The organism is Chryseobacterium lineare (assembly GCF_977014045.1).
In genome coordinates this window covers 1,342,695-1,362,057 of the sequence record NZ_CDRNIQ010000001.1, presented here as the reverse complement: position 1 = coordinate 1,362,057, position 19,363 = coordinate 1,342,695, and the positions used below count along the sequence as shown (strand labels likewise).

At 33.6% G+C, this 19,363-nt stretch carries 14 protein-coding genes and 1 tRNA gene; 10 read left to right on the top strand and 5 right to left on the bottom strand.

What is annotated here, in order from left to right:
• Positions 1 to 125: 125 nt before the first annotated feature.
• The 3 genes from ACWNCI_RS06035 (at position 126) to ACWNCI_RS06025 (ending at position 3,633) form a co-directional block, all read left to right on the top strand.
• The gene (locus ACWNCI_RS06035; protein WP_449387573.1) at positions 126 to 1,925 is read left to right on the top strand and encodes a hypothetical protein; all 1,800 of its coding nucleotides are present in this window, start codon (positions 126 to 128) and stop codon (positions 1,923 to 1,925) included.
• A gap of 151 nt (positions 1,926 to 2,076) precedes the next feature.
• Positions 2,077 to 2,164 (top strand) — tRNA-Ser (locus tag ACWNCI_RS06030).
• Between the two features lie 251 nt (positions 2,165 to 2,415).
• Positions 2,416 to 3,633: a site-specific integrase gene (locus tag ACWNCI_RS06025; RefSeq protein ID WP_449387572.1), complete on the top strand. Its 1,218-nt coding sequence runs from the start codon at positions 2,416 to 2,418 to the stop codon at positions 3,631 to 3,633.
• Between the two features lie 230 nt (positions 3,634 to 3,863).
• Here the strand turns inward: ACWNCI_RS06025 and ACWNCI_RS06020 are convergent, their stop codons facing one another.
• Both ACWNCI_RS06020 and ACWNCI_RS06015 read right to left on the bottom strand, forming a co-directional pair.
• Positions 3,864 to 5,984 carry a KAP family P-loop NTPase fold protein gene (locus tag ACWNCI_RS06020; RefSeq protein WP_449387571.1) on the bottom strand — a complete coding sequence of 707 codons (2,121 nt, stop codon included), beginning with the start codon at positions 5,982 to 5,984 and terminating at the stop codon, positions 3,864 to 3,866.
• Positions 5,985 to 5,996: 12 nt separating this feature from the next.
• Positions 5,997 to 6,560 carry an SLATT domain-containing protein gene (locus ACWNCI_RS06015; RefSeq protein WP_449389484.1) on the bottom strand — a complete coding sequence of 188 codons (564 nt, stop codon included), beginning with the start codon at positions 6,558 to 6,560 and terminating at the stop codon, positions 5,997 to 5,999.
• 50 nt (positions 6,561 to 6,610) lie between these two features.
• Between ACWNCI_RS06015 and ACWNCI_RS06010 the strand changes: the two genes are divergently transcribed.
• A protein-coding gene (locus ACWNCI_RS06010; protein ID WP_449386732.1) for an IS3 family transposase occupies positions 6,611 to 7,701 on the top strand; the annotation gives its coding sequence in 2 pieces (ribosomal slippage) (positions 6,611 to 6,863 and positions 6,863 to 7,701; 1,092 coding nt in all).
• 440 nt (positions 7,702 to 8,141) lie between these two features.
• Here the strand turns inward: ACWNCI_RS06010 and ACWNCI_RS06005 are convergent.
• Positions 8,142 to 8,747 (bottom strand): hypothetical protein, encoded by a 606-nt coding sequence (locus tag ACWNCI_RS06005; RefSeq protein ID WP_449387570.1) that lies wholly within the window; start codon positions 8,745 to 8,747, stop codon positions 8,142 to 8,144.
• Between the two features lie 615 nt (positions 8,748 to 9,362).
• Here ACWNCI_RS06005 and ACWNCI_RS06000 point away from each other — a divergent pair.
• The 6 genes from ACWNCI_RS06000 (at position 9,363) to ACWNCI_RS05975 (ending at position 14,220) form a co-directional block, all read left to right on the top strand.
• Entirely contained in the window at positions 9,363 to 10,166 is an 804-nt protein-coding gene (locus ACWNCI_RS06000) for a helix-turn-helix domain-containing protein (protein ID WP_449387569.1), read from the top strand.
• 344 nt (positions 10,167 to 10,510) lie between these two features.
• The gene (locus tag ACWNCI_RS05995) at positions 10,511 to 11,095 is read left to right on the top strand and encodes a hypothetical protein (protein ID WP_449387568.1); all 585 of its coding nucleotides are present in this window, start codon (positions 10,511 to 10,513) and stop codon (positions 11,093 to 11,095) included.
• A 53-nt stretch (positions 11,096 to 11,148) separates the two neighbouring features.
• Entirely contained in the window at positions 11,149 to 11,919 is a 771-nt protein-coding gene (locus ACWNCI_RS05990) for a hypothetical protein (protein ID WP_449387567.1), read from the top strand.
• Positions 11,920 to 12,980: 1,061 nt separating this feature from the next.
• Positions 12,981 to 13,319, top strand: a complete 339-nt coding sequence (locus ACWNCI_RS05985; RefSeq protein WP_449387566.1) for a hypothetical protein — start codon at positions 12,981 to 12,983, stop codon at positions 13,317 to 13,319.
• Between the two features lie 7 nt (positions 13,320 to 13,326).
• Positions 13,327 to 13,566 (top strand): hypothetical protein, encoded by a 240-nt coding sequence (locus tag ACWNCI_RS05980; protein WP_449387565.1) that lies wholly within the window; start codon positions 13,327 to 13,329, stop codon positions 13,564 to 13,566.
• Positions 13,567 to 13,590: 24 nt separating this feature from the next.
• Positions 13,591 to 14,220 carry a hypothetical protein gene (locus ACWNCI_RS05975; RefSeq protein WP_449387564.1) on the top strand — a complete coding sequence of 210 codons (630 nt, stop codon included), beginning with the start codon at positions 13,591 to 13,593 and terminating at the stop codon, positions 14,218 to 14,220.
• Positions 14,221 to 15,097: 877 nt separating this feature from the next.
• Here ACWNCI_RS05975 and ACWNCI_RS05970 read toward each other — a convergent pair.
• Positions 15,098 to 16,585, bottom strand: coding sequence for a PepSY-associated TM helix domain-containing protein (locus ACWNCI_RS05970; RefSeq protein WP_449387563.1), 1,488 nt, complete (start codon positions 16,583 to 16,585; stop codon positions 15,098 to 15,100).
• 117 nt (positions 16,586 to 16,702) lie between these two features.
• Positions 16,703 to 19,042 carry a TonB-dependent siderophore receptor gene (locus tag ACWNCI_RS05965; protein ID WP_449387562.1) on the bottom strand — a complete coding sequence of 780 codons (2,340 nt, stop codon included), beginning with the start codon at positions 19,040 to 19,042 and terminating at the stop codon, positions 16,703 to 16,705.
• Between the last annotated feature and the right edge of the window lie 321 nt (positions 19,043 to 19,363).

The window sequence follows — 19,363 nt, the reverse complement described above, 5'->3', positions numbered from 1 at the left end:
TTTTGAAAATAATCTGTTAAATTAACCTGTTATTGTATGCATAATTAATATTAAACTGGTATTTTTGCACCAGTGAATGATTGATGGGAATTTAGGCATAACAATTATTTTAATCAATATTAAAAATGATCAAAAAGCCTTTACACAATTTCCATATTCCTGTAATGGGATTGGCGTACACTATAGACAGCCCTGTCCGTGTAGCGCAATACGGTATTTCATCCGTAGTTTCTATAATTGATGATGAGATTATAGAGAAAATGAAAAATTTTTACAATGCTAAATTCAACCTTAATTACGCAAGTATTTCTAACAGGGTTGAAGATTACCGTGCCAAAAGGATTACCGCTTATCTTGATATGATGGATGATATCGTCAACGAAAAGTTTGAAGCATTTAAAGAAGAAATCTCAAAAAATAAAACGGCACTGATGAATTTTTTGGAAATGCTTCCCAACACATCAGAACTTACAGCCGGTCTACAAAATCTACTGAATCAAAAGGACGGAATTACCTCATCGATAAAAAACTTTATTGAAAAACATCTTTCTCCGGGAAGTATTGACGTCAATATCATGACAAAAGTGGATAAGGATAATTTTAAAAATCATCATCAGCTGCCTGTAATATACAATGATGCTCATGCCTCACTACGCGGATTTGCTAAAAGCAGACTTTCCTCATCAATGGTTCTTTCTGCGGGAATGAATCCACGTTTATACAGTTATATTGAAGAATTTGATGATTTCTATCCTGATGAAAACGGAAATATTAAAAAGAAGATTATTCTAAAAGTAAGTGATTTCCGTTCGGCGATGGTTCAAGGGAATTTTTTAGCTAAAAAAGGACTTTGGGTTTCAGAATACAGGATTGAATCCGGATTGAACTGCGGTGGCCATGCCTTTGCGACAGAAGGCCTTTTGCTTGGGCCAATTCTTGAAGAATTTAAACAGAAAAAACATGAGCTTGTAGAATCTGCACATAGCATGATGAATAAAATTCTCGAACAAAAAGGTAAATTTATGGTCGAAACCCCTTTGGAGATGAAAATCACAGTGCAGGGTGGAGTAGGCACTGCCGAAGAACATGAGTTTCTTTTAAACACTTATCATGTTGACAGTATCGGCTGGGGATCACCTTTTCTGCTGGTGCCTGAAGCTACGTCTATGGATCAGGAAACAAGACAGCTCCTTACAAAGGCAAAGGAAAAAGACTTTTATATAAGTAATCTTTCACCGCTTGGTGTGCCTTTTAATACCGTAAAAGGATCTTCCAATGAGATTATCAGACATGAAAAACAGCGAAAAAGCCGTTATGGAAGCTCTTGTCCAAAAAAATTACTGGCCTTAAGCAAAGAATATTCACCGGAAGGAATTTGTACAGCCTCAAAAAAATACCAGGATATAAAGCTTCACGAACTGGAATCTGAAAGGCTGCAAATAACACCTGAAATGTATAATAGTAAAAAAGAGAGTATAACTGAAAAAGCCTGTCTATGTGTAGGTTTGGTGAATGCCGCCTATATGGAAAACGCAATTGAAATAAAAGGTGAAAAGCAAGGTGTTGTGATTTGTCCGGGACCAAATCTGGCTTATTTTGACAAGGAAATATCGTTATCTGAAATGGTAAGGCATATTTATGGAAAAACAAATGTTATTTCCCATAAAACAAGACCCAATATGTTTATTAATGAATTGAAAATGTATGTTGATCATCTTAAGAATGACATTATAAATTTTACAGGAAACATTACTGCCGGTCAGATAAAAAAATGGAAAAACTTCAGAGAAAATCTGCTTGACGGGATTAATTATTATGAAAGTCTTTTTGAAACTTCCCTTTATTTCAGAACAGACTTAAATATAAAATGCCATCTGCAACACTATAAATCAATAATTTCTCAAATTGTAATTCCTGAAAATTAGGAGTAATACATACCTTCAGTTAATTTGAGGGTTTGTATTTTTCATTTTTTTTAAAAATATCAAAAAGCAAACTATTTAAAATGTTTTTGCCAATGTTAAAATTTTTTTTATATTTGCACCACTGAAAAACGACGATAAAATCGGAGTTTCTGGAGAGTTGGCAGAGTGGTCGATTGCGGCAGTCTTGAAAACTGTTGACTGTAACAGGTCCGGGGGTTCGAATCCCTCACTCTCCGCCAGTTGGGAAACCAAAATAAGCTAAAATGCTGTAAACATCAATGTTTACAGCGTTTTTTGTTTTACGCTGGTATCAAAAAAAACCAAAATAGGTCACGATTTATATGTCCTATTTCGTGTCCCATTCAAAAAATTACAAAAATGGGTCACGAAAAATCAGGCAAAGCCCGACCAATAGGCAGTTTAACGATTGTACATCTTGCAAAAAGTGGTAACAAAAAGTAAATTATTAAACCATTAAAGTTATCACACAATGAACAAAACATTCAACCTGTTATTCTTTATCAAAAAGAACAAGATCAGAACAAACGGAACCGCTCCCATCTACTTACGAATTACGATAGACGGCAAGGCAGCAGACATTGCTGCCAAAAGGTATATCGATCCGAAGAAGTGGGATGTTAAATCACACAAGGCATTGGGTAATTCGCAGGAAGCTAAAACACTGAATCTTTATCTTAAAACTTTGGAACAAAAAGTTTACGATTTCCACTACCTGATGCTGAAAGAAGAAAACTTTGTAACAGCAGAAAGTTTAAAATCTAAACTGCTTGGAATGGATATTGAGAAAAGAATGCTTATTCCGATATTCCAAGAGCATAATGACAAAGTAGAAGCCTTGGTCGGTCAGGATTTTGCCCCGGGAACGTTGGAGCGTTATAGAACATCTTTAAAGCATACACAGGAATTCATTAATTGGAAATACAAAGTTTCTGATATCGATATCACGCAAATCGATCACGGCTTTATCAGTGATTATGACTTCTGGCTGCGCAGTGTAAGAAAATGCGCAAACAATACGGCTGTGAAGTATCTCAAGAATTTCAAAAAGATCATCCGATTATGTATGGCGCACGGATGGATTATAAAAGATCCTTTTCTCGGCTATAAAGCAAAGATTAAAGCTGTGGAGCGTCCATATCTTACCAAAGAAGAAATTCAGATGATCTATGAAAAAGAATTTACATCAGACCGATTGAATCAGGTTCGCGATATTTTTCTATTTAGCTGCTATACAGGTCTGGCCTATGTGGATGTCAAGCATTTATCAAAATCAAACATAAACGTCGGCATTGATGGCGATCAATGGATTTTTACCCATCGTCAAAAGACCGATACCTCAACCAGGGTCCCGTTATTGCCTGTGGCTCAGGAACTGGTTTTAAAATACGAGAATCATCCTCAGTGTGTCAATTCAGATGTTCTATTTCCGGTTCTCAGCAATCAGAAAATGAATTCGTATCTAAAAGAAATTGCCAATGTATGTGGCATCAATAAAGATTTGACGTTTCATATTGCAAGACATACGTTTGCTACTACAGTTACATTGTCTAATGGTGTTCCCATTGAAAGTGTGAGTAAAATGCTGGGGCATACGAATATCAAAACCACACAGCATTATGCGAAGATTTTAGATAAGAAAGTGAGTGATGATATAGCGATTTTAAAGGATCTACTTAAAACCAAATAATAAATTAGTATAGTGTAAATTATGAATTAGTTAATACTTAATTATAGCTGTAATTTTATTTAAAGATACTGTAAAGAAATTCCCAATCATTTTCAACCTAGTTAACATTTCTAGAAACTTTCTAAGGTTATATTTATTTCCGGTTCCTTCAACAAGTCTAAAGTTAAGCCCATTGATTTGTTTCAATTTTAACTAACGTCCGTTGTAATTGTAAGAAATACTTTGCTTTACTACTGTAGTGCTTCTTTTTGTTTCCAATAGATAAATTGTCTCAAAATATTAATATCAGTCTGTCCTTCTTTAGAATTGTAAAATTTAACTTCTGCTTTCTCTAACTGTCCAGAATAGTTGTCTACAATAATATCATACATTAAATTGGTATCAAGTGTTTCACTTAAAATAGTAAAATCTTCTTCTTTCAAATCGGCTTTAAAAGATTTTTGCAATGTTATACTTTTTATTGTTGATACAAATGCGATTAAAAATTTCTTTACATTATTTGGGTCTTTATTAAATAAAACTGAAAAGTATTCACTAAGCTCTTGCGGATTATCCTTATACCAAGTAGTTAATAAAAAAGCTAAATTGTCACCTGCAACCTCGTAAATTGGAGTAATCTCATCACTTTCATTTAAAACAATCTCTTTGAGAGTTCTCGCAATTTCAATGTTTTGTTTCTCTTCAAAAAGCTGGTCATTTTTATTTTTAGCACTTCTTATAAAATATTCTAAGGTGAAAGAGAAACTTAAAGAACTTTTATAAAGTAAAGATTTAAAAAATTCGAAAATATCTGGCTGCTCCTTATTAATCTTTAGAAAATGGCATATAAGAAATGCTACTTGGTTTGTCTCTGTAGAGATTCCAAAATTCTCATTATCTGCAATATCAGAGAATGTACTAGAAATCTTAACTAAGGAAGTGATTAACTTTTTTGTAGTTTTCCAGTCAAAGTCGCTATCATATAGATTAATCTTATAAATAAATTCTTCTAATCCTATTCTGGCAATAAAATTTGCTAATACTTCATCTATATTTTCATAATCATCTTTTTTCATTACCGTTAAGATTTCTTCGAATTCATTATCAGAAATTTCGTCATCTGAAAGAGAATAAGAAAAGTATCTATTAAAATATTGCGATGACCCTATTCTTTTCTCTCTTATCCATTGTTTAACTCCTTGTTCCAAAAAAGAATTGTGAAAAGCTTCGGTAAGACGTGGAAACAATCTTTCCAATAAATTTTTTACAGCGACTTTTTCTTTTCTTGTCAATCCATCTTCAAGCTTTTCTAAACCTTCCGTTAATTCCTTTTTTCGTTCTTCTACTTCATTTCTATTAGTTCCATAATTAGTTGAATAGGAAGCCAAAAACAGCAAGGGGTTATTTTTTACGAATTCATAATGTTCAAAATAAAAGATTTTAAGGGCTTCTATGAGCATTAAATCAACCAAATTAACTTCACCATCAAGAATTGGTAATGAAAAAGATAAAACATTACAGTACCTTACTGCCAATCGAGGAGTGCTTAAACGGAGTAAAATACTTTCGTTAAATTGTGTTGTAAAATCAATTGCTTGATCTTTATTAATATTGATTTTGTTGTCATCTATAACCTTATCAAGTAAACTTATAAAATAACTGTATAGCGAACTTTTTCTTGCTTGTGGTATTTTAAGAGGCACTTGAATGATTTTTTCTAAGAAATTGCTTCCTGATTCTCGATTTTCACCAAATCTTTCTCCAATAGCATTAGAAACCATCTTTTCATCAAATGATAAAAGATATGTTGTTTTTTCAAAATTTGCAGTAAGTTTTACAAGTCGGAATACGGAATAGATCTCATTTTTATCAAGACGGTCTATATCATCAATTACTACTACAAGTTTATTATTACCAGCACTAAGCGCCCCATTGACTCTTTCTTTAAGTGTTTCAATATTTTTTTCAGAAATAACTTTTCCTATAGGGCTTGCGTCATAGCCAAATAATGATCCAATGCTTCCGTACTTATTTAGAAATTCTCCAAATTTTTCTTTATTTGTATTCAATTGGTAATCAATTAAATTTGCTACTTTTTCCAAAAAGCTTTTAAGCAAACTCTCTTCATCAGTATATCTCCATGGGTTAAAATTTAGAATAAGGATATCCTTATCATTTTTTAATTCTTCTATAATAAAATTTAAAACGGTTGTTTTTCCCTCGCCCCACTGTCCATAAATTCCGATTGTTATGCCAATCGAATCGCTACGGTTGATTATGGTTTGGGCTATTCTTTTGGAAAATTCATAGCGCGAAAAACGGTCATTATTTCTTAAGTTTACTGGCTGATCGTTTAAGTAAATATTAGACATTCAATGAGGAAATTATTTAATTGTAAAAATAGAAACAGTGATTAATAATAATGGGACACCTAAAATAATAACAGTATACCAACCATATCTAATCCAATAATTACTAATGATAATTTGCCATTTCTTATATGAATCAATTTTAGTAAAATATTCTCTGTGATTTAATTGAAAATTTTTATAGTCAATTGATATGTGATTTTCGTATTTGCTAAGAATTATATTATAATCTTTAGATAGTTGTTTAGCAAATTTTTCCTTTTCTTCCAAAGTCTTTACTGTACTAAGTGTTTTAAAGATTCTTAATTGATCATACAAAATAGACAGTTCTAAACCACAACTATGAAAATTGTTTGCTCTTAATTTATAGTCTTGAGCATTTTCATGTAATGACAGTACTAAAAGTATGATACTTAAAGCTGTTACAATATAGTTAATGAAATCAAAATCCAGATTTGATTTAATATTATACACAGAGATCAATCCGGCAATAATTAGATAAGCTGATAATATTGCAAGGCTTATATTAGACATTCTAGAAATTATTTTTAGCCTTTTATTGTAAACTTCCCTGAAAATGTATCCATTTAAAGATAGAGTTTTTGCTTTAAAAAACTTTAAATTTAAATATGAAAAAGAGTAAGTATTCAGAGAGTCAGGTTTTTGGAATTTTGAAAGAACAAGAACTTGGGAAGAGTGTGATAGAAATATGCCGTACTCATGGTATTACACAAGGTACATTTTATCGTTGGAAGAGTAAATATTCTGGGATGGAAAGTTCGGATATTCAAAAGATGCGGGATCTGGAATCCGAAAATTCTAAACTTAAAAAACTTTATGCAGAAAGATGTTTAGAGATTGAAGCTTTAAAAGATGTTCTGTCAAAAAAGTGGTAAAGCCTTCTGGACGGCGTGAAATTGTCAACTTTATCCGGGAGAAATATAATTTCAGTGAGAGGAAAAGTTGTTTAACAATTGGTATCAGCAGGCGCAGCTATCGGTACAAAAGCAGAAAGAACGACGATGAATTAATTGATGCTCTGACCAGACTTTCGCAAGAGCATCCAGGTTATGGTTTTTGGAAGCTATATCATAAACTTAGGAATTTGGGATATATTTGGAATCATAAACGGGTTCATAGGGTTTATGTGGCCTTAAAAATGAGCATTCGCAGAAGGGTAAGAAAAAGACTTCCCACCAGAATCAAAGAAAACATCAATATTCCTCTGGAGCCTGATGAATGTTGGAGTATGGATTTTATGAGCGACAGTTTATATGACGGGAGAAGATTCAGAATATTAAATATTGCTGATGATTATAACCGGGAATTACTGTCTATGGAAATTGATACAAGTATCTGTTCTGCAAGAGTAGTGAGAGTTTTAGAACAGTTAAAACAACAAGGGCGTAAGCCTAAACGCATAAGAGTTGACAATGGCCCTGAGTTTATATCTAAAAATCTTCAGCTATGGGCTCAGGAAAATAAAATAGAGATCCATTATATACAACCAGGGAAACCTACACAAAACAGCCTTATTGAAAGACTGAATAAAAGCTGTAGAAATGAGCTTCTCAATATGTATGTCTTTAAAAATCTACAGGATGCCGAAGAAAAAGCAAATCAGTGGTGGATAGAATATAATTACAACAGACCGCACGAAGCATTAGGAAATATAAGCCCTAAAAAATATAAACAAAAAATGAAAGAATCTATCATTTAGAATGGTCACAAAATTGGGTAGCTTACAATGCTCATTCATATTTTTCAGGAGCATAATGACAAAGTGGAAGCTTTGGTCGGTCAGGATTTTGCTCCCAGTACATTATTCCAAAGTTTTTCTTAAAATCTTTTAAAGAGAAGAATCTTTTAACCTTACCATTAAAAAGCAGCAGATCCGCATCTAGAATTTCAATCCTGTTTCGTTGGTTTTCATCGAGCAGTATACTTTCTTTTACAATACTTTTCGAAGTTGTTCCAGATTTCTTCTTGTTATGAAACGGTTTGTTTTGTGCTTTTCTTTTCTGTAATTTAGGTCTTTATTTCCTTCGTTTTTACAAGCAGCAAGGATTAAAAATAAAAAACAGAGAAACTGTGTTTTTTTCATTAGATGATTTTTATAGTTGCCTGAGGTAGTAATAAAACAAGGTTTGCGTATCTTTTTTATTTAGTCATACCAAATTTTTTAATTTCAACTAACAAGCTGTCCAGAAACCTTTGCTGCTGTGCATCTTCCTTGAAAAAACGCTGATAGGTCACGCTGCAATCTGAGATATCAGCGATATTTTTTGTATTAAAGCTCCAGTCATCGGGGTTTTTGACCAAAACGCCCAACTCCCCTTCACAGCTTTGCCACATGTCTGAAAATTTTGTTTTTTGATCATCATTCAGTTTGCTAAAATCTGCATAGACCGAATATCCTTTCATCTCAGGATTGAAAAATTTTCTGATCATATATACAGGTATCCCACCCCAAAGGATCGTTTTTCCTTTTGGCAATTCTATATTCATTAGCTTTCCTTCATTCATTATTCTTTCCTGCCTCCCTTCTTTTAAAAACTGTTCCTCATATGTTAGTTTTGTTCCTTTAGGAAATGCTATATTCTTAACTGTCATAGGCTCTGTCGTAATAAAATACGGGTAATCAGGTGCTCTGTATCCATTTGGATTCCCCATGCTTCTCAAGCCATCAAGTATGATGATAAATCCTATTGCTAACAAAGCCATAAGTGCCAAAATTCCTATGATTATGTAATTTCTTTTTCTCATTAAACTTTTAAATCGCTTTATTGATTTTATTCTTTACTACAACTATATTTTCAGTAATTGCAGCAATGCTAATTTACCTCATTTTTTATACTAAAATACCACTTATGAAAATTATTCCCAAAATATCCTATCGTTTACCGTTTTTTATTCCAGAACATCATACACTTCAGCTGTATTTTAATGTGAATTTGATAATATTTGTTTGGTTTTAAATACTTTACGTAAAATAAAAAGCACAAAAATGATCAAAAATTTATAAGAAAAATTACTCTTTAAAGAAGTTAATATGACCATTCTCCATAGAAGACTGCTGAACGTTATTTTGGCAAAAGGAACTCCTTGCATCCAGCTTAAAGCCTTGTAACACGGTCACTACTTCGAGTTCACGTTAGTTTAAGAGTTTATGTGAGTTTCATCAAAGTAATGTATCTGACTACCAGAAGACCAAAAAAATTAATTAAATTTATAAATGGGAAGCGGATAAATATAAACTGATTACATTAGCCGTAAAATTGGCAGAGTACTTGCTTTATATTGTATACTTACTAAAACGGAATGATTTACTACACTCCGTTGTAGATAGTTTCAATAATTTTTAAAAGGTAAATGTGACGGATGAAAGTTGACTTTTATAAACCTAAAAACAGTATTCTGAAAGAACATATTGCAGGATACTATTTTGTTTCAGAGGATAGCAGTTCCAAACCTGTAAGTTATCTGACTTTCCCTAACAACTACTGTATCCTTTCCATATACCAAAATGCGGAAGAAGCATTTTCAAAAAACCGCTATATCATAAGACCTTCCAAAGAAAATAAGATTGTTTCCAGTCTATTCTCCAAATATTCAAAACCTATTGAAATTATTTACGAGAAACTGGTCAATGAGATAACTATTTATTTTAATCCAATCAAAATAAATCATTTTATTCGCAGTCCAAAAATATTCGAAGAAGCACAGATTTCAGATTTTACGCCCTATCCTGATCTTGAAGAAAAAATGGAATTGATTTTCAGCAATACTTGCAGAGACAGACAGAGCAAACTTTTGGAGGATTATTTAATATCAAAATTTATACAGAAAGATCTTACTGTCATTGAGCGGATATTATCAGATATTGATTCAGGTCTGAGACTTGAATACATTGCCGAAAAATTTAATTTCACAAGACAGCATATCAACAAGATATTCTCAAAAAACGTCGGAAAAACACCATCCGAGTACAGAAAAGTTCAACGGTTCAGGAATGCTCTGCTTAAACAAAAAATCAGTGCAAACCTTACCGATTTGTCTAACGACAACTTATATTTCGACCAATCTCATTTCATCAAGAATTTTAGAGAATTAACAAATGAGAAACCAAGTGATTTCTTCAAAAAAGTTGATGTAGATAAAGAAAATATCTGGCTTTATCTTTAGACTTTTCATTTTTACAATTATACTGTTTTTAAGTAATCTATATTTACATCGTAGTCGGAGGTAAAACTTTATAATGGGATTTATACTGCGGATTTTTAGAAAAATATTCCAACTCTGAAATTCCGAAAATTAATTTAGACTATGAAAAAGAATTTTTTTCTATTAGTTATTTTTCCAATACTGCTCGTTTCGTGCACGGAATTAATGAAATCGAAAAATTATTTGCTAAATACCTTAAAGCAACAGCTCTTAAAAATGTAAGCACTTATATAATAAAATGTAGAATTTTATACAAAAGAAAAATGACGCAAAACAAAAAACTGCTACTTTTTATAACCTTGCTGATGTTTATCAGTATAAACTCACAGGTAAGCAAAACAAATAAAAGTACTTTACCTGATTGGAGAAAGGAAACTTTTGAGTATGCAAAGCAGACCATTCCTTCAAAAACAAACAATAGCAATAGCGGCGAGGAAATTCCACTAACCTTAAAAAAAGCATACATCACTAAAATAGATAATAATCCGGTTGTATTAGCTATCTGTACTCTTGATAATAAGGAGAAAGATACATCATCATTTACCTATTTTTTTATCTCTCCCGAAACAAATCAAAAGATTTCAGAATTTTGGTCTGTATCAACGGTAAAAGGTTGCGATTTGACTATTCCTGCATTCGTTATTAAAGATATCACTGGCGATAAAAAGGATGATTTTATCTTTTTGGAATTGTATAATGATAAATGCAGTGGCAACTATTGGATTTTGTCTAATTTTCATCAGATTAAACCTAAAACTACAAAAAATGAGTTGGATTTTTATCTGAAACTTAGAAATGATATGAGAATCAATAGAAAAATTAAATTGACCGAAGCAGGTCTGCTACAGAAAAAGCTGGAAGAAGTAGTGAACGAATTATTTAAGAATTAATGACATCAGCAAATATAGTCTTGAGAAGAAATAACTGTCAAATTTATATCATTATGAGAAATAACGTTAAACTCTTACTTCTTTTAATATCATTGATCATTACCTCCTGCAATTCTCAGGAAAAAAAAATGGTTGATTTAGCAAAAATATCGAACGATTTTGATATCTCAGCATTTTACAAAAACAAAGTGAAAAAGACCAATGAAATTATTGCCACGGAGCCTAAGAGTGTAAGTAAAGAAAAAGCTTTGGAACTATTAAGTAATTCTTTTTTTGTAAAAGATACTTTGGGCTACTTTAAAACGGATGGCAGATTTCCTACGGATTTGTCCTTAGAACCAACCAACGACTGGATGGTGAGAAAGAAAAAACCGACTGAAATATTTGGTTATGGTTATAAAACTGTTGCCTATGATCCTGAAAAAGATACTATAGCTGTTTTAAACACAGTACCTTTCCCTAAAATGGATATGGTGGAAGACAAAAAAGGTAACTTAATGTATCTTACTGTTGGTAAAACCTCAAAAAATGCCGCTGATTTTAATAAAATTAAAGAATACATTAGCAAAAATTCCAAAAAGATAACCGTTGATATGGACGACCCAAACGTTTCTTATTGGGAAGGGAAGTTATTTTATTATTTTTTGTCTAAAAGAGAAAATAAAGAAGAGGAAGTGTCTTATGATTCACAGGGAAATAGAAAGGCCAAATCTATCGATGTGATAGAAATCAAATTATCAATGTTCGAAAAATCTTATGTTAAAAAGATGGAGAATCTTCAGATCTACTCACCGGGTTATGAATTTTGGAAAAAACCGCTGTAATGAAAATTGACGACAAGCAAACATAAGGTAAAAATATTTTAAAAATGAAAATACATAAAGGCTTAAATTTTATAATTTGTGCCAAGTTATAGCGAAATAGGTAACCCAATTGGAAATTCTCTTCGTAAGGAAAGTAAACAAATCTATTTTTTTGCTCTGGATAATGACTGATCAATAAAAGTTATGACATTCAGGATGTTAAGGTAATTAAAGCTAATTAAACCGTAGTATTTCTGACCTACATATATTCATTTACCTTTTGGATTAATAAAATAAACTTAAACCCAATTGCCTTATTTTATCCGATCCAGATTCACAGTGATTACCACATAGGAATTAAGTTTTGTGGTAACATTTGGTTTTTATGAAAGTAAGATTTGGGAACGGAAATAAGGAGATTTCACAAAAGAGATAAAGGAGTATTAACCATTTTTATTCTTCAGTTGATAGGTGCCATTCTGTGCAAATACATTGGCATCCAAAAAATGACAGAAACAAATGATCGCTGCAACTGCTAATCTTTGAAGGGTTGTTTGTCTGGAAAATTCACAGTGTATAATCCTAAAATTGTAATTCAAAAAGTTATATCAGTACCATTCAGTTTAATAATGCTGATCTAATTTTTTCGGTATATGATGAAGATGTCTCTAAGTCCTGCTGGAAAACTATATTTTCAGTTGTTTTATCCGTAATAGTCAAAGTATGGAAGGTCTTTCTGAAAATTGAAAAAAGTGGTCTGTCTTTCATTGCTAAAAAGCGCTCCGTTATGGTGAAATGGTGTTCTGATCGTGCAAATTCCTGTTTATAGATACGAACGATTACATATCCGGAGTTTTGGTTAAAGGCTTAAAACATAAAATTCAATCATTGAATTTTAACATTTGCAATCCTCAGATTGAGTGTTAAAAGTTTGGGATTGTATCATTTAATGGCTTCCAAAACGGAATAAAACTTGAACCCCGGCATGAGAGATTCAGTAGGTAGTAAGTAATTCTTACTCTGCATAAAATGAAGTATATTAGCATAAAAACAATTAGCATTGGGCATTCATAAGTAAGCAAATGAGAAATAGAAGGTATATTATCATAGGAGTTTTATCATTCGTTGCTGTCCTGGTCATGGGCGTTCTGATCATACTTGATGGATTGAGCGGTATGGGAAAACCAAACGGAAGTAGGGCGCCTGATTATCATTATTTTATAACCACAGAACCTCTAATGGTCAGAAATTTAAACTTGCCTAGTGGAACAAAACTGACGTATGAAGAAAGCTTTTTCAAAGAGGGACAGCAGTACAGGATTATGAATGAAAAAAATCTGACCACGATCGAGCTTCCAAAAGGAAAACCTGTCATCATTCTGGGGCGGCGTTCCGGTTTATATGTTTTTGAAATTCTTTAATCCTGAGATGAAAGGATACACTGTGAGTGCAGCTTTTGAAAAATTGCCTAAAAACGAAATAACTAAATTTTCAGAAATTTGGCAGAGTTGCGGTGGAGAATTATCAGTTCTGGTCAATAATACAGAAGATTGGAGTTTTAATACAAATAATATTGAGGATATTTCAAGCTGCAGTGTCATCTATCAGCGTTTTTTCAAGAAGATGAAGAACAGCAAAGATTTCTGGATACCCTATTCAAGGAACTGAAAGTCAACGGGAAAATTAAACAAAATGAAAAATATAAACCTTTACGCTTTGTTTATTCTAATGTCTGTTCCAATGTTCTTATCAGCTCAAAAAGGCAAGGTTAGGGACAATTATAGCTATCAGGTACGGGATGAATATGGCGATTTAAATAATGATGGAAAAGAAGACAAGGTATTAGTTAAGATGGACACCATAGATGAGACAAGAACCCTGAAATTGCAGATCTTTCTTTGCCAACCCGACGGAAAATTAATTTTGAAAGTATCTTCTACTAAGATCATCGAACCTCAATATCCTGCAGAGAATAAAGGGAAATCCAGTGGTTTTCAGATTCCAAGTTTTTTTATAGAACATGGCATTTTGCAAATGCGGAGTGAAATAGAAAACGGAAATATAACCTATGACTTCAAGTATAAAAACGGAAATTTTGAATTGATTCATGTCAGCAAGCTTACCAATAATTCAACAAAAGCTTATGTTGATGAATATACAATTTTCACTGATACTCAGTTTGACCTGGTCACAGGCATCAGAACTGAAACTGATGATAAATTAGGTTCAATAAAACCTTTGGCAATACGGAAAAAGAAAGTCTTAATCAGGCCATTGCCGAAAATACAGGATATGAAATTTTCTGATACAGGCTTATATTAAAAGCCATAATATCAAATTAATCAAACGAAATATAAATTATGAAAAGCATCATCACCTTACTTCTTTTACCGTTGCTGATGGCCTTTCAGACCAATAGTTTTGATCTGGATAAATTATCATTTATTTTAGTCTTAACAAGTATTCACCAAAAAATAAAAAAACAGAAGCCAAAGATAATTCGCTTCCCAGTCCAACAGCTAAATTCTGTCAAGGTCAAGTCCTCCGGATTTTCAGAAAAACTTTTTACGTATAAAATCTACGCAAAAACTTTTTCCAAAAAACCTTGACAGAATGCCACGCTCATTTTCAAAAGGCTTTCTTTTTTTCTTCGTTTTCTTTTAAAAATATTTCAAGTAGGAAATTTAATGAACAAAGAGAAGGACTAAATTCTTGGTTTGAACTCTAAAAAACTTGTTCAAATTTGGTCTTTTACTTGCAGGTTTGGGTAGAAATTTTTACTTTTACTACGTAAAATTTAAATTAGGATTTTACCACTTTTTTGCAAATGTCCTATTTGAGGACATCCACAAAGATGCTACAGCGAAAATCTTATCTATAAAGCGATGAGGAATGGGTACAAAATCCCTCATTCTCCGCCAGGTTAGAAACCAAAACAAAAAAATCAAAATTAGTCACTATTTTGGTGACCTTTTGATTTTCCACTGGCAACTGATTCAAACACGGTCTCCCAATTCTTTTGATTCCAACATTTTCTTTCTATATGTAATTAAATGCATAAGCCAAACATTCCAGGATTATTTATCAGGATTGTTCAGATGATATTACAATTGTTAAATATATGTAGGCTCACCGAAAAACAGTACAATTTTAAAGTGTAAAAATTATTAAATCACCTTTACAAGAAGCCGCCAAACTGTTAGAAAATTTTAACATCAAAAACATTCAAGATCACGATTAAAGGTATAAATACGAGTGCAAAAGCAAGTGAATAAGCAAAATATCTCACTAATGTCTTTCCTTGTTTTCTGAAAAGTAAGCCTATCAAACGAACTATAAAGCAAATCACAGAAATAATGAAATTAACGGCAACAATCATACTTATATAATAGGCCATAAAAAATGCAGGGGCAGTAACAATCCCTGAACTGATCCCGTATAAAGCTCCACAAGAAAGTGATGCAGTTAATATCACCAATGCATAACGGATTCCGTTTTTGAAATAAAAAATAAAGTTTAAGTTCTCCGGCGATTTTTCTTTTGATGCTTTTCCAGCAGTTTTTCCGAAGTTCCTGTTTTTCCGTTGTTTCCTATACCTAGGCCACCAGATGATGATGCCGGTTATAAACAATGTTGGGGGAATTAAACTACCCAGTAGTGCCAGAATACGGGTAGGCCATCCGCCGAATGTCCCATAATGAAGAGGTGTGACCCAGCTTAAATACGATTTTCCTGTATTGGGAAAATCAGTTTCACTGTTGACCAGGATCTTACCTGAGTATTGGTCCACAATAAATAGCATACGTTCTCCTGTTTTCGGAACACCTTTTTTATACACATCAAAACGATAAGACCCGTTCTGCTCTTTTGGGATAGAAATCCCTTTAATTTTAATATCAGGGAATAGCTTATATATCTTTTCGCTCAGCTGTTTAGGAGATAATGGTTTTTGATGTGGGATAACTGTTGATTTAGATCCAAAAATAGAAGCTGTAGATTGTGGAGACCTGCCGTTGAACAAAAACAACAATGCAATAAATACTGTGTTGAAAGTAATCACCAGACCTGTTAAGGCCAGACTTATCACGACAGGGGCACTAAAAACCCCTAATACATTGTGCCAATCATAATTCTGTCTTTTGAAGCTTGCCTTAAAATCAACCGAAAGGCTTTTTCTCAGATGCTTGATTTTTTTTGGCAACCATAACCTGACGCCACTGATCGTAAGTATAATTAAGCAAAGCGCTGCCAAACCCACAATATACCTTCCTGCCTGGGGAATAAGCAAGGTTCTATGGATCGTCGTTACCACTCTTATGAATGCGCTGCTTGCGATTCTTTTCCCCGACAACTCTGCTGTATAGGGATTGATAAAATATTCCTGTTTATCATCGGAACCATAGAACCGATAAGTTGACAAAGGATTATTTTCATCAGTATCCATAATATATTCGAATTTGATACCCGGATATTTGGATTGTATTATGGGGATGATCTCTTCTATCGGAATTCTTTTTTGTGTTTTTGCAACTTCAAAAAGTTCCGGGTTGAGTGCCTGATCGATTTCATCCTGAAAAACAAGAATACTGCCGGTAAGTCCTACGATGGTTAGTATTAATCCGGCAAAAATACCTACATACAAATGCCATTTTCCAAACCATCGTTTCTGATGATAGGCCCATTGCATCTTTTTTAATTTCCTGGATCGGAGCGCTCGTATTTTTTTCAAAAACATAAAAATTAATAGTATAAAACCGGTAAAATCTACTGACAGAGTTCACCGGTCATTAGTGATATAATATAACTAGAATTTCAAGGCAATACTTGCGATGATCTGGCGAGGCATCTGAGGCGTAACAGACCAGTTTCCTGTCCAGATCTCTTCATTCAATAAATTGTTGGCACGCAATCCTAAGCTGTACTTAAGAGTATCATAAGATATTTTTGCGCTGACCAGAGAGTAGGCCGGAGCAATGAAAGCACCGTCCGGATTTTGGTTCATCACAAATGTTTCACCTACATAATTGATTCCGGCACCAACACTCATATTCTTAAGGAATGTTTTAGTAAAATGGTAATGCCCCCAGATATTAAACTGGTTGTACGGTCCGGAGCCAGCCGGTCTGAGTCCCTCTATGGAAGGATCTGCCTTTGTCATTTTACTGTCGTTGTAAGCATATCCTACCATTATGTTGAGTTGCGGAATTGGGTTACCCAAAAGTTCTGCCTCGAAACCTTTACTCCTTTGTGTCCCGTCCTGTATACTGAAGAATATGTTGTCAGGATTTGTTCTTACTTTATCATTAACAATGATATTATAATAGCTCATACTTCCTGTGAACAGTCCGTTAAAGAACGCAAACTTGACGCCCGTTTCCCACTGAAACGCATGTTCAGGTTTGAAAGAATTGTTTTTTTCATCCGTCCCTGCAACGTTCTTAAATCCTGACTGGTAGTTGGCAAATAAGGAGACTTTGTCCAGGACAGGTTGGTAGACGATACCAAATTTTGGAGAAAAGGCGGTCTGGTTGTAGCCTCCTTCCCAAGTATTGGTGATTCCGTTATAGCTTCCTTTGGCATTGAAACGGTCATATCTTACCCCGGCATTCAAAAGAAGGCTTTCAGTAATATTGAGTACGTCATTCACATAAGCACTGTAGATATTCGTATTGCTGCCGTAAGTGGTTTTCTTTGCCTGATTGTTTTGTAATAATTTATCTACTGCATAACGTTCAAAATCGTAGTAATTGGGATTTTCTCCGTTAATTTTTACAACATCGAAGATAGATTCGTAGGGAACAGTGAATAATTTCCCGGTATAATTACGCCAGTTCGAAACACCATTGTAATGATAATAATCGATTCCGATGACCATACGGTTCCTGAGTTCTCCTATATTGAAATCTCCTATAAAATTCTGTTGGATATCGTGCGCATCTACGGAACTCTCATATTTCCTTGAAGTTCTGGCCATGTAATCTGCTCCGGGCGTTCCATATTTGATTTGTCCTGTCGGAAAGGAAGTAAGAACAGCCTGTACTACATTCGGTAATATGATATGCCTGCTTTCATATCCATCGTCAGACCCCGAACTGAAAATACCTGCAGTCACAGATTTCCATTGTGGATTTATTCTGTATTCTGCCTCAAAATTAATATTAAATCCTTTTGAGCCGGAGGTCATGTTCTTATTTGTAAAAGAACGTTTGCGGTCCAGACCGATTTCATTCACGTTATTGGTTCCGAAAGCATCTTTTACGGTGGTGGGCAATTGACTTACGATTTGATCTATATTGGCCTGCGGAACATTTTGACCGGTCAGGATCTGTTGTAGATACTGCTTCACGGAAGAGGGAAGGATAGAAAACATAAAGGCGTTTACTTTTCCCGCTGTCTGTGTGCTGAATATTTCCGTATTGACCGTAAATTTTAGATCATCATTGGGTTGATAGGAAAATGATGGCGCAACCAGAATATTTCTCACATAGCCTCCGTTATCCATAAAGGTTCCCTGATTGGTATAAGATGCATTGAGTCTCGATAAAAGTGTTTTTTCCTGATTTATCGGTAAGTTGACATCCACCCCGACTCTCTGGAAATTATATGAACCGACACTGGCTTCTGTAGCGACATTCATTTCCTTGTAAGGCTGTTTTGTAACCCTGTTGATCAAGCCTCCGTAGGTCGTAACGACCCCTCCGAACAAGGTGGCAGAAGGCCCTTTGATCACTTCTATTCTGGAAACGTTCTGAATATCTGTGGTCAAAGCGATATCACTTGCCAATCCGTTGGTTGCACGTATTTGAGTTGAAAAGCCTCTCATGACAAAACTGGCTCCGCCATACATGATATTGCCGGCCCAGCCATCATTGGATTTATTCAGTCCCGGTGCATAGCGTACGACATCTTCCAGATCGTAAATTTTTTGTTGTGTAATGAGCCTGCTGGTAATTCCGGTATAGACCTGTGGATTTTCAAGATTTTTTAATGGGATTTTTCCGACATACTCACTCTTATCAGCAATAACGGATTTTGTTCCAATGATTTCAACCTGATCAATATCTTTCGATTTTAACGAATCATTCACTTGTTGCGCACCTAGAAATGCTGATAAAAGCAAACAAGGAATTACTGCTTTCTTCATAGTATATAAATTTTCGGCAAATTTATATAATTTTTATTTATTCTAATTAATAATAATGAAAATTTATTTAAATAGATTAGCAATATCAATTTGTTAAGGTTATAGCTATCTACGTAATTATAATAATAGAATCTTCTGAAGCATTTTAAAAGCGGGAAATGTTTTAAGAAAAAGAGGACTAAAATACTTGGATATACACATGCAAAGTTATGACTGAAAGTTGAAGAAGTTTGTCGAAAACTGCAAGTTAGAAAGAGAACATTTTCTACTGTATTCATAAGATAGTTTAATAAATGAGATTGACGTAATCCGTTACATTGC

What these genes read in the sequence shown, in the direction of transcription:
- ACWNCI_RS06000 (WP_449387569.1), top strand. Translation starts at nt 9,363, where the DNA reads ATGAAAGTTGACTTTTATAAACCTAAAAACAGTATTCTGAAAGAACAT.
- ACWNCI_RS05965 (WP_449387562.1), bottom strand. Translation starts at nt 19,042, where the DNA reads ATGAAGAAAGCAGTAATTCCTTGTTTGCTTTTATCAGCATTTCTAGGT.
- ACWNCI_RS06025 (WP_449387572.1), top strand. Translation starts at nt 2,416, where the DNA reads ATGAACAAAACATTCAACCTGTTATTCTTTATCAAAAAGAACAAGATC.
- ACWNCI_RS06035 (WP_449387573.1), top strand. Translation starts at nt 126, where the DNA reads ATGATCAAAAAGCCTTTACACAATTTCCATATTCCTGTAATGGGATTG.
- ACWNCI_RS05985 (WP_449387566.1), top strand. Translation starts at nt 12,981, where the DNA reads ATGAGAAATAGAAGGTATATTATCATAGGAGTTTTATCATTCGTTGCT.
- ACWNCI_RS05970 (WP_449387563.1), bottom strand. Translation starts at nt 16,585, where the DNA reads ATGCAATGGGCCTATCATCAGAAACGATGGTTTGGAAAATGGCATTTG.
- ACWNCI_RS05990 (WP_449387567.1), top strand. Translation starts at nt 11,149, where the DNA reads ATGAGAAATAACGTTAAACTCTTACTTCTTTTAATATCATTGATCATT.
- ACWNCI_RS05980 (WP_449387565.1), top strand. Translation starts at nt 13,327, where the DNA reads ATGAAAGGATACACTGTGAGTGCAGCTTTTGAAAAATTGCCTAAAAAC.
- ACWNCI_RS05975 (WP_449387564.1), top strand. Translation starts at nt 13,591, where the DNA reads ATGAAAAATATAAACCTTTACGCTTTGTTTATTCTAATGTCTGTTCCA.
- ACWNCI_RS06005 (WP_449387570.1), bottom strand. Translation starts at nt 8,747, where the DNA reads ATGAGAAAAAGAAATTACATAATCATAGGAATTTTGGCACTTATGGCT.
- ACWNCI_RS05995 (WP_449387568.1), top strand. Translation starts at nt 10,511, where the DNA reads ATGTTTATCAGTATAAACTCACAGGTAAGCAAAACAAATAAAAGTACT.
- ACWNCI_RS06020 (WP_449387571.1), bottom strand. Translation starts at nt 5,984, where the DNA reads ATGTCTAATATTTACTTAAACGATCAGCCAGTAAACTTAAGAAATAAT.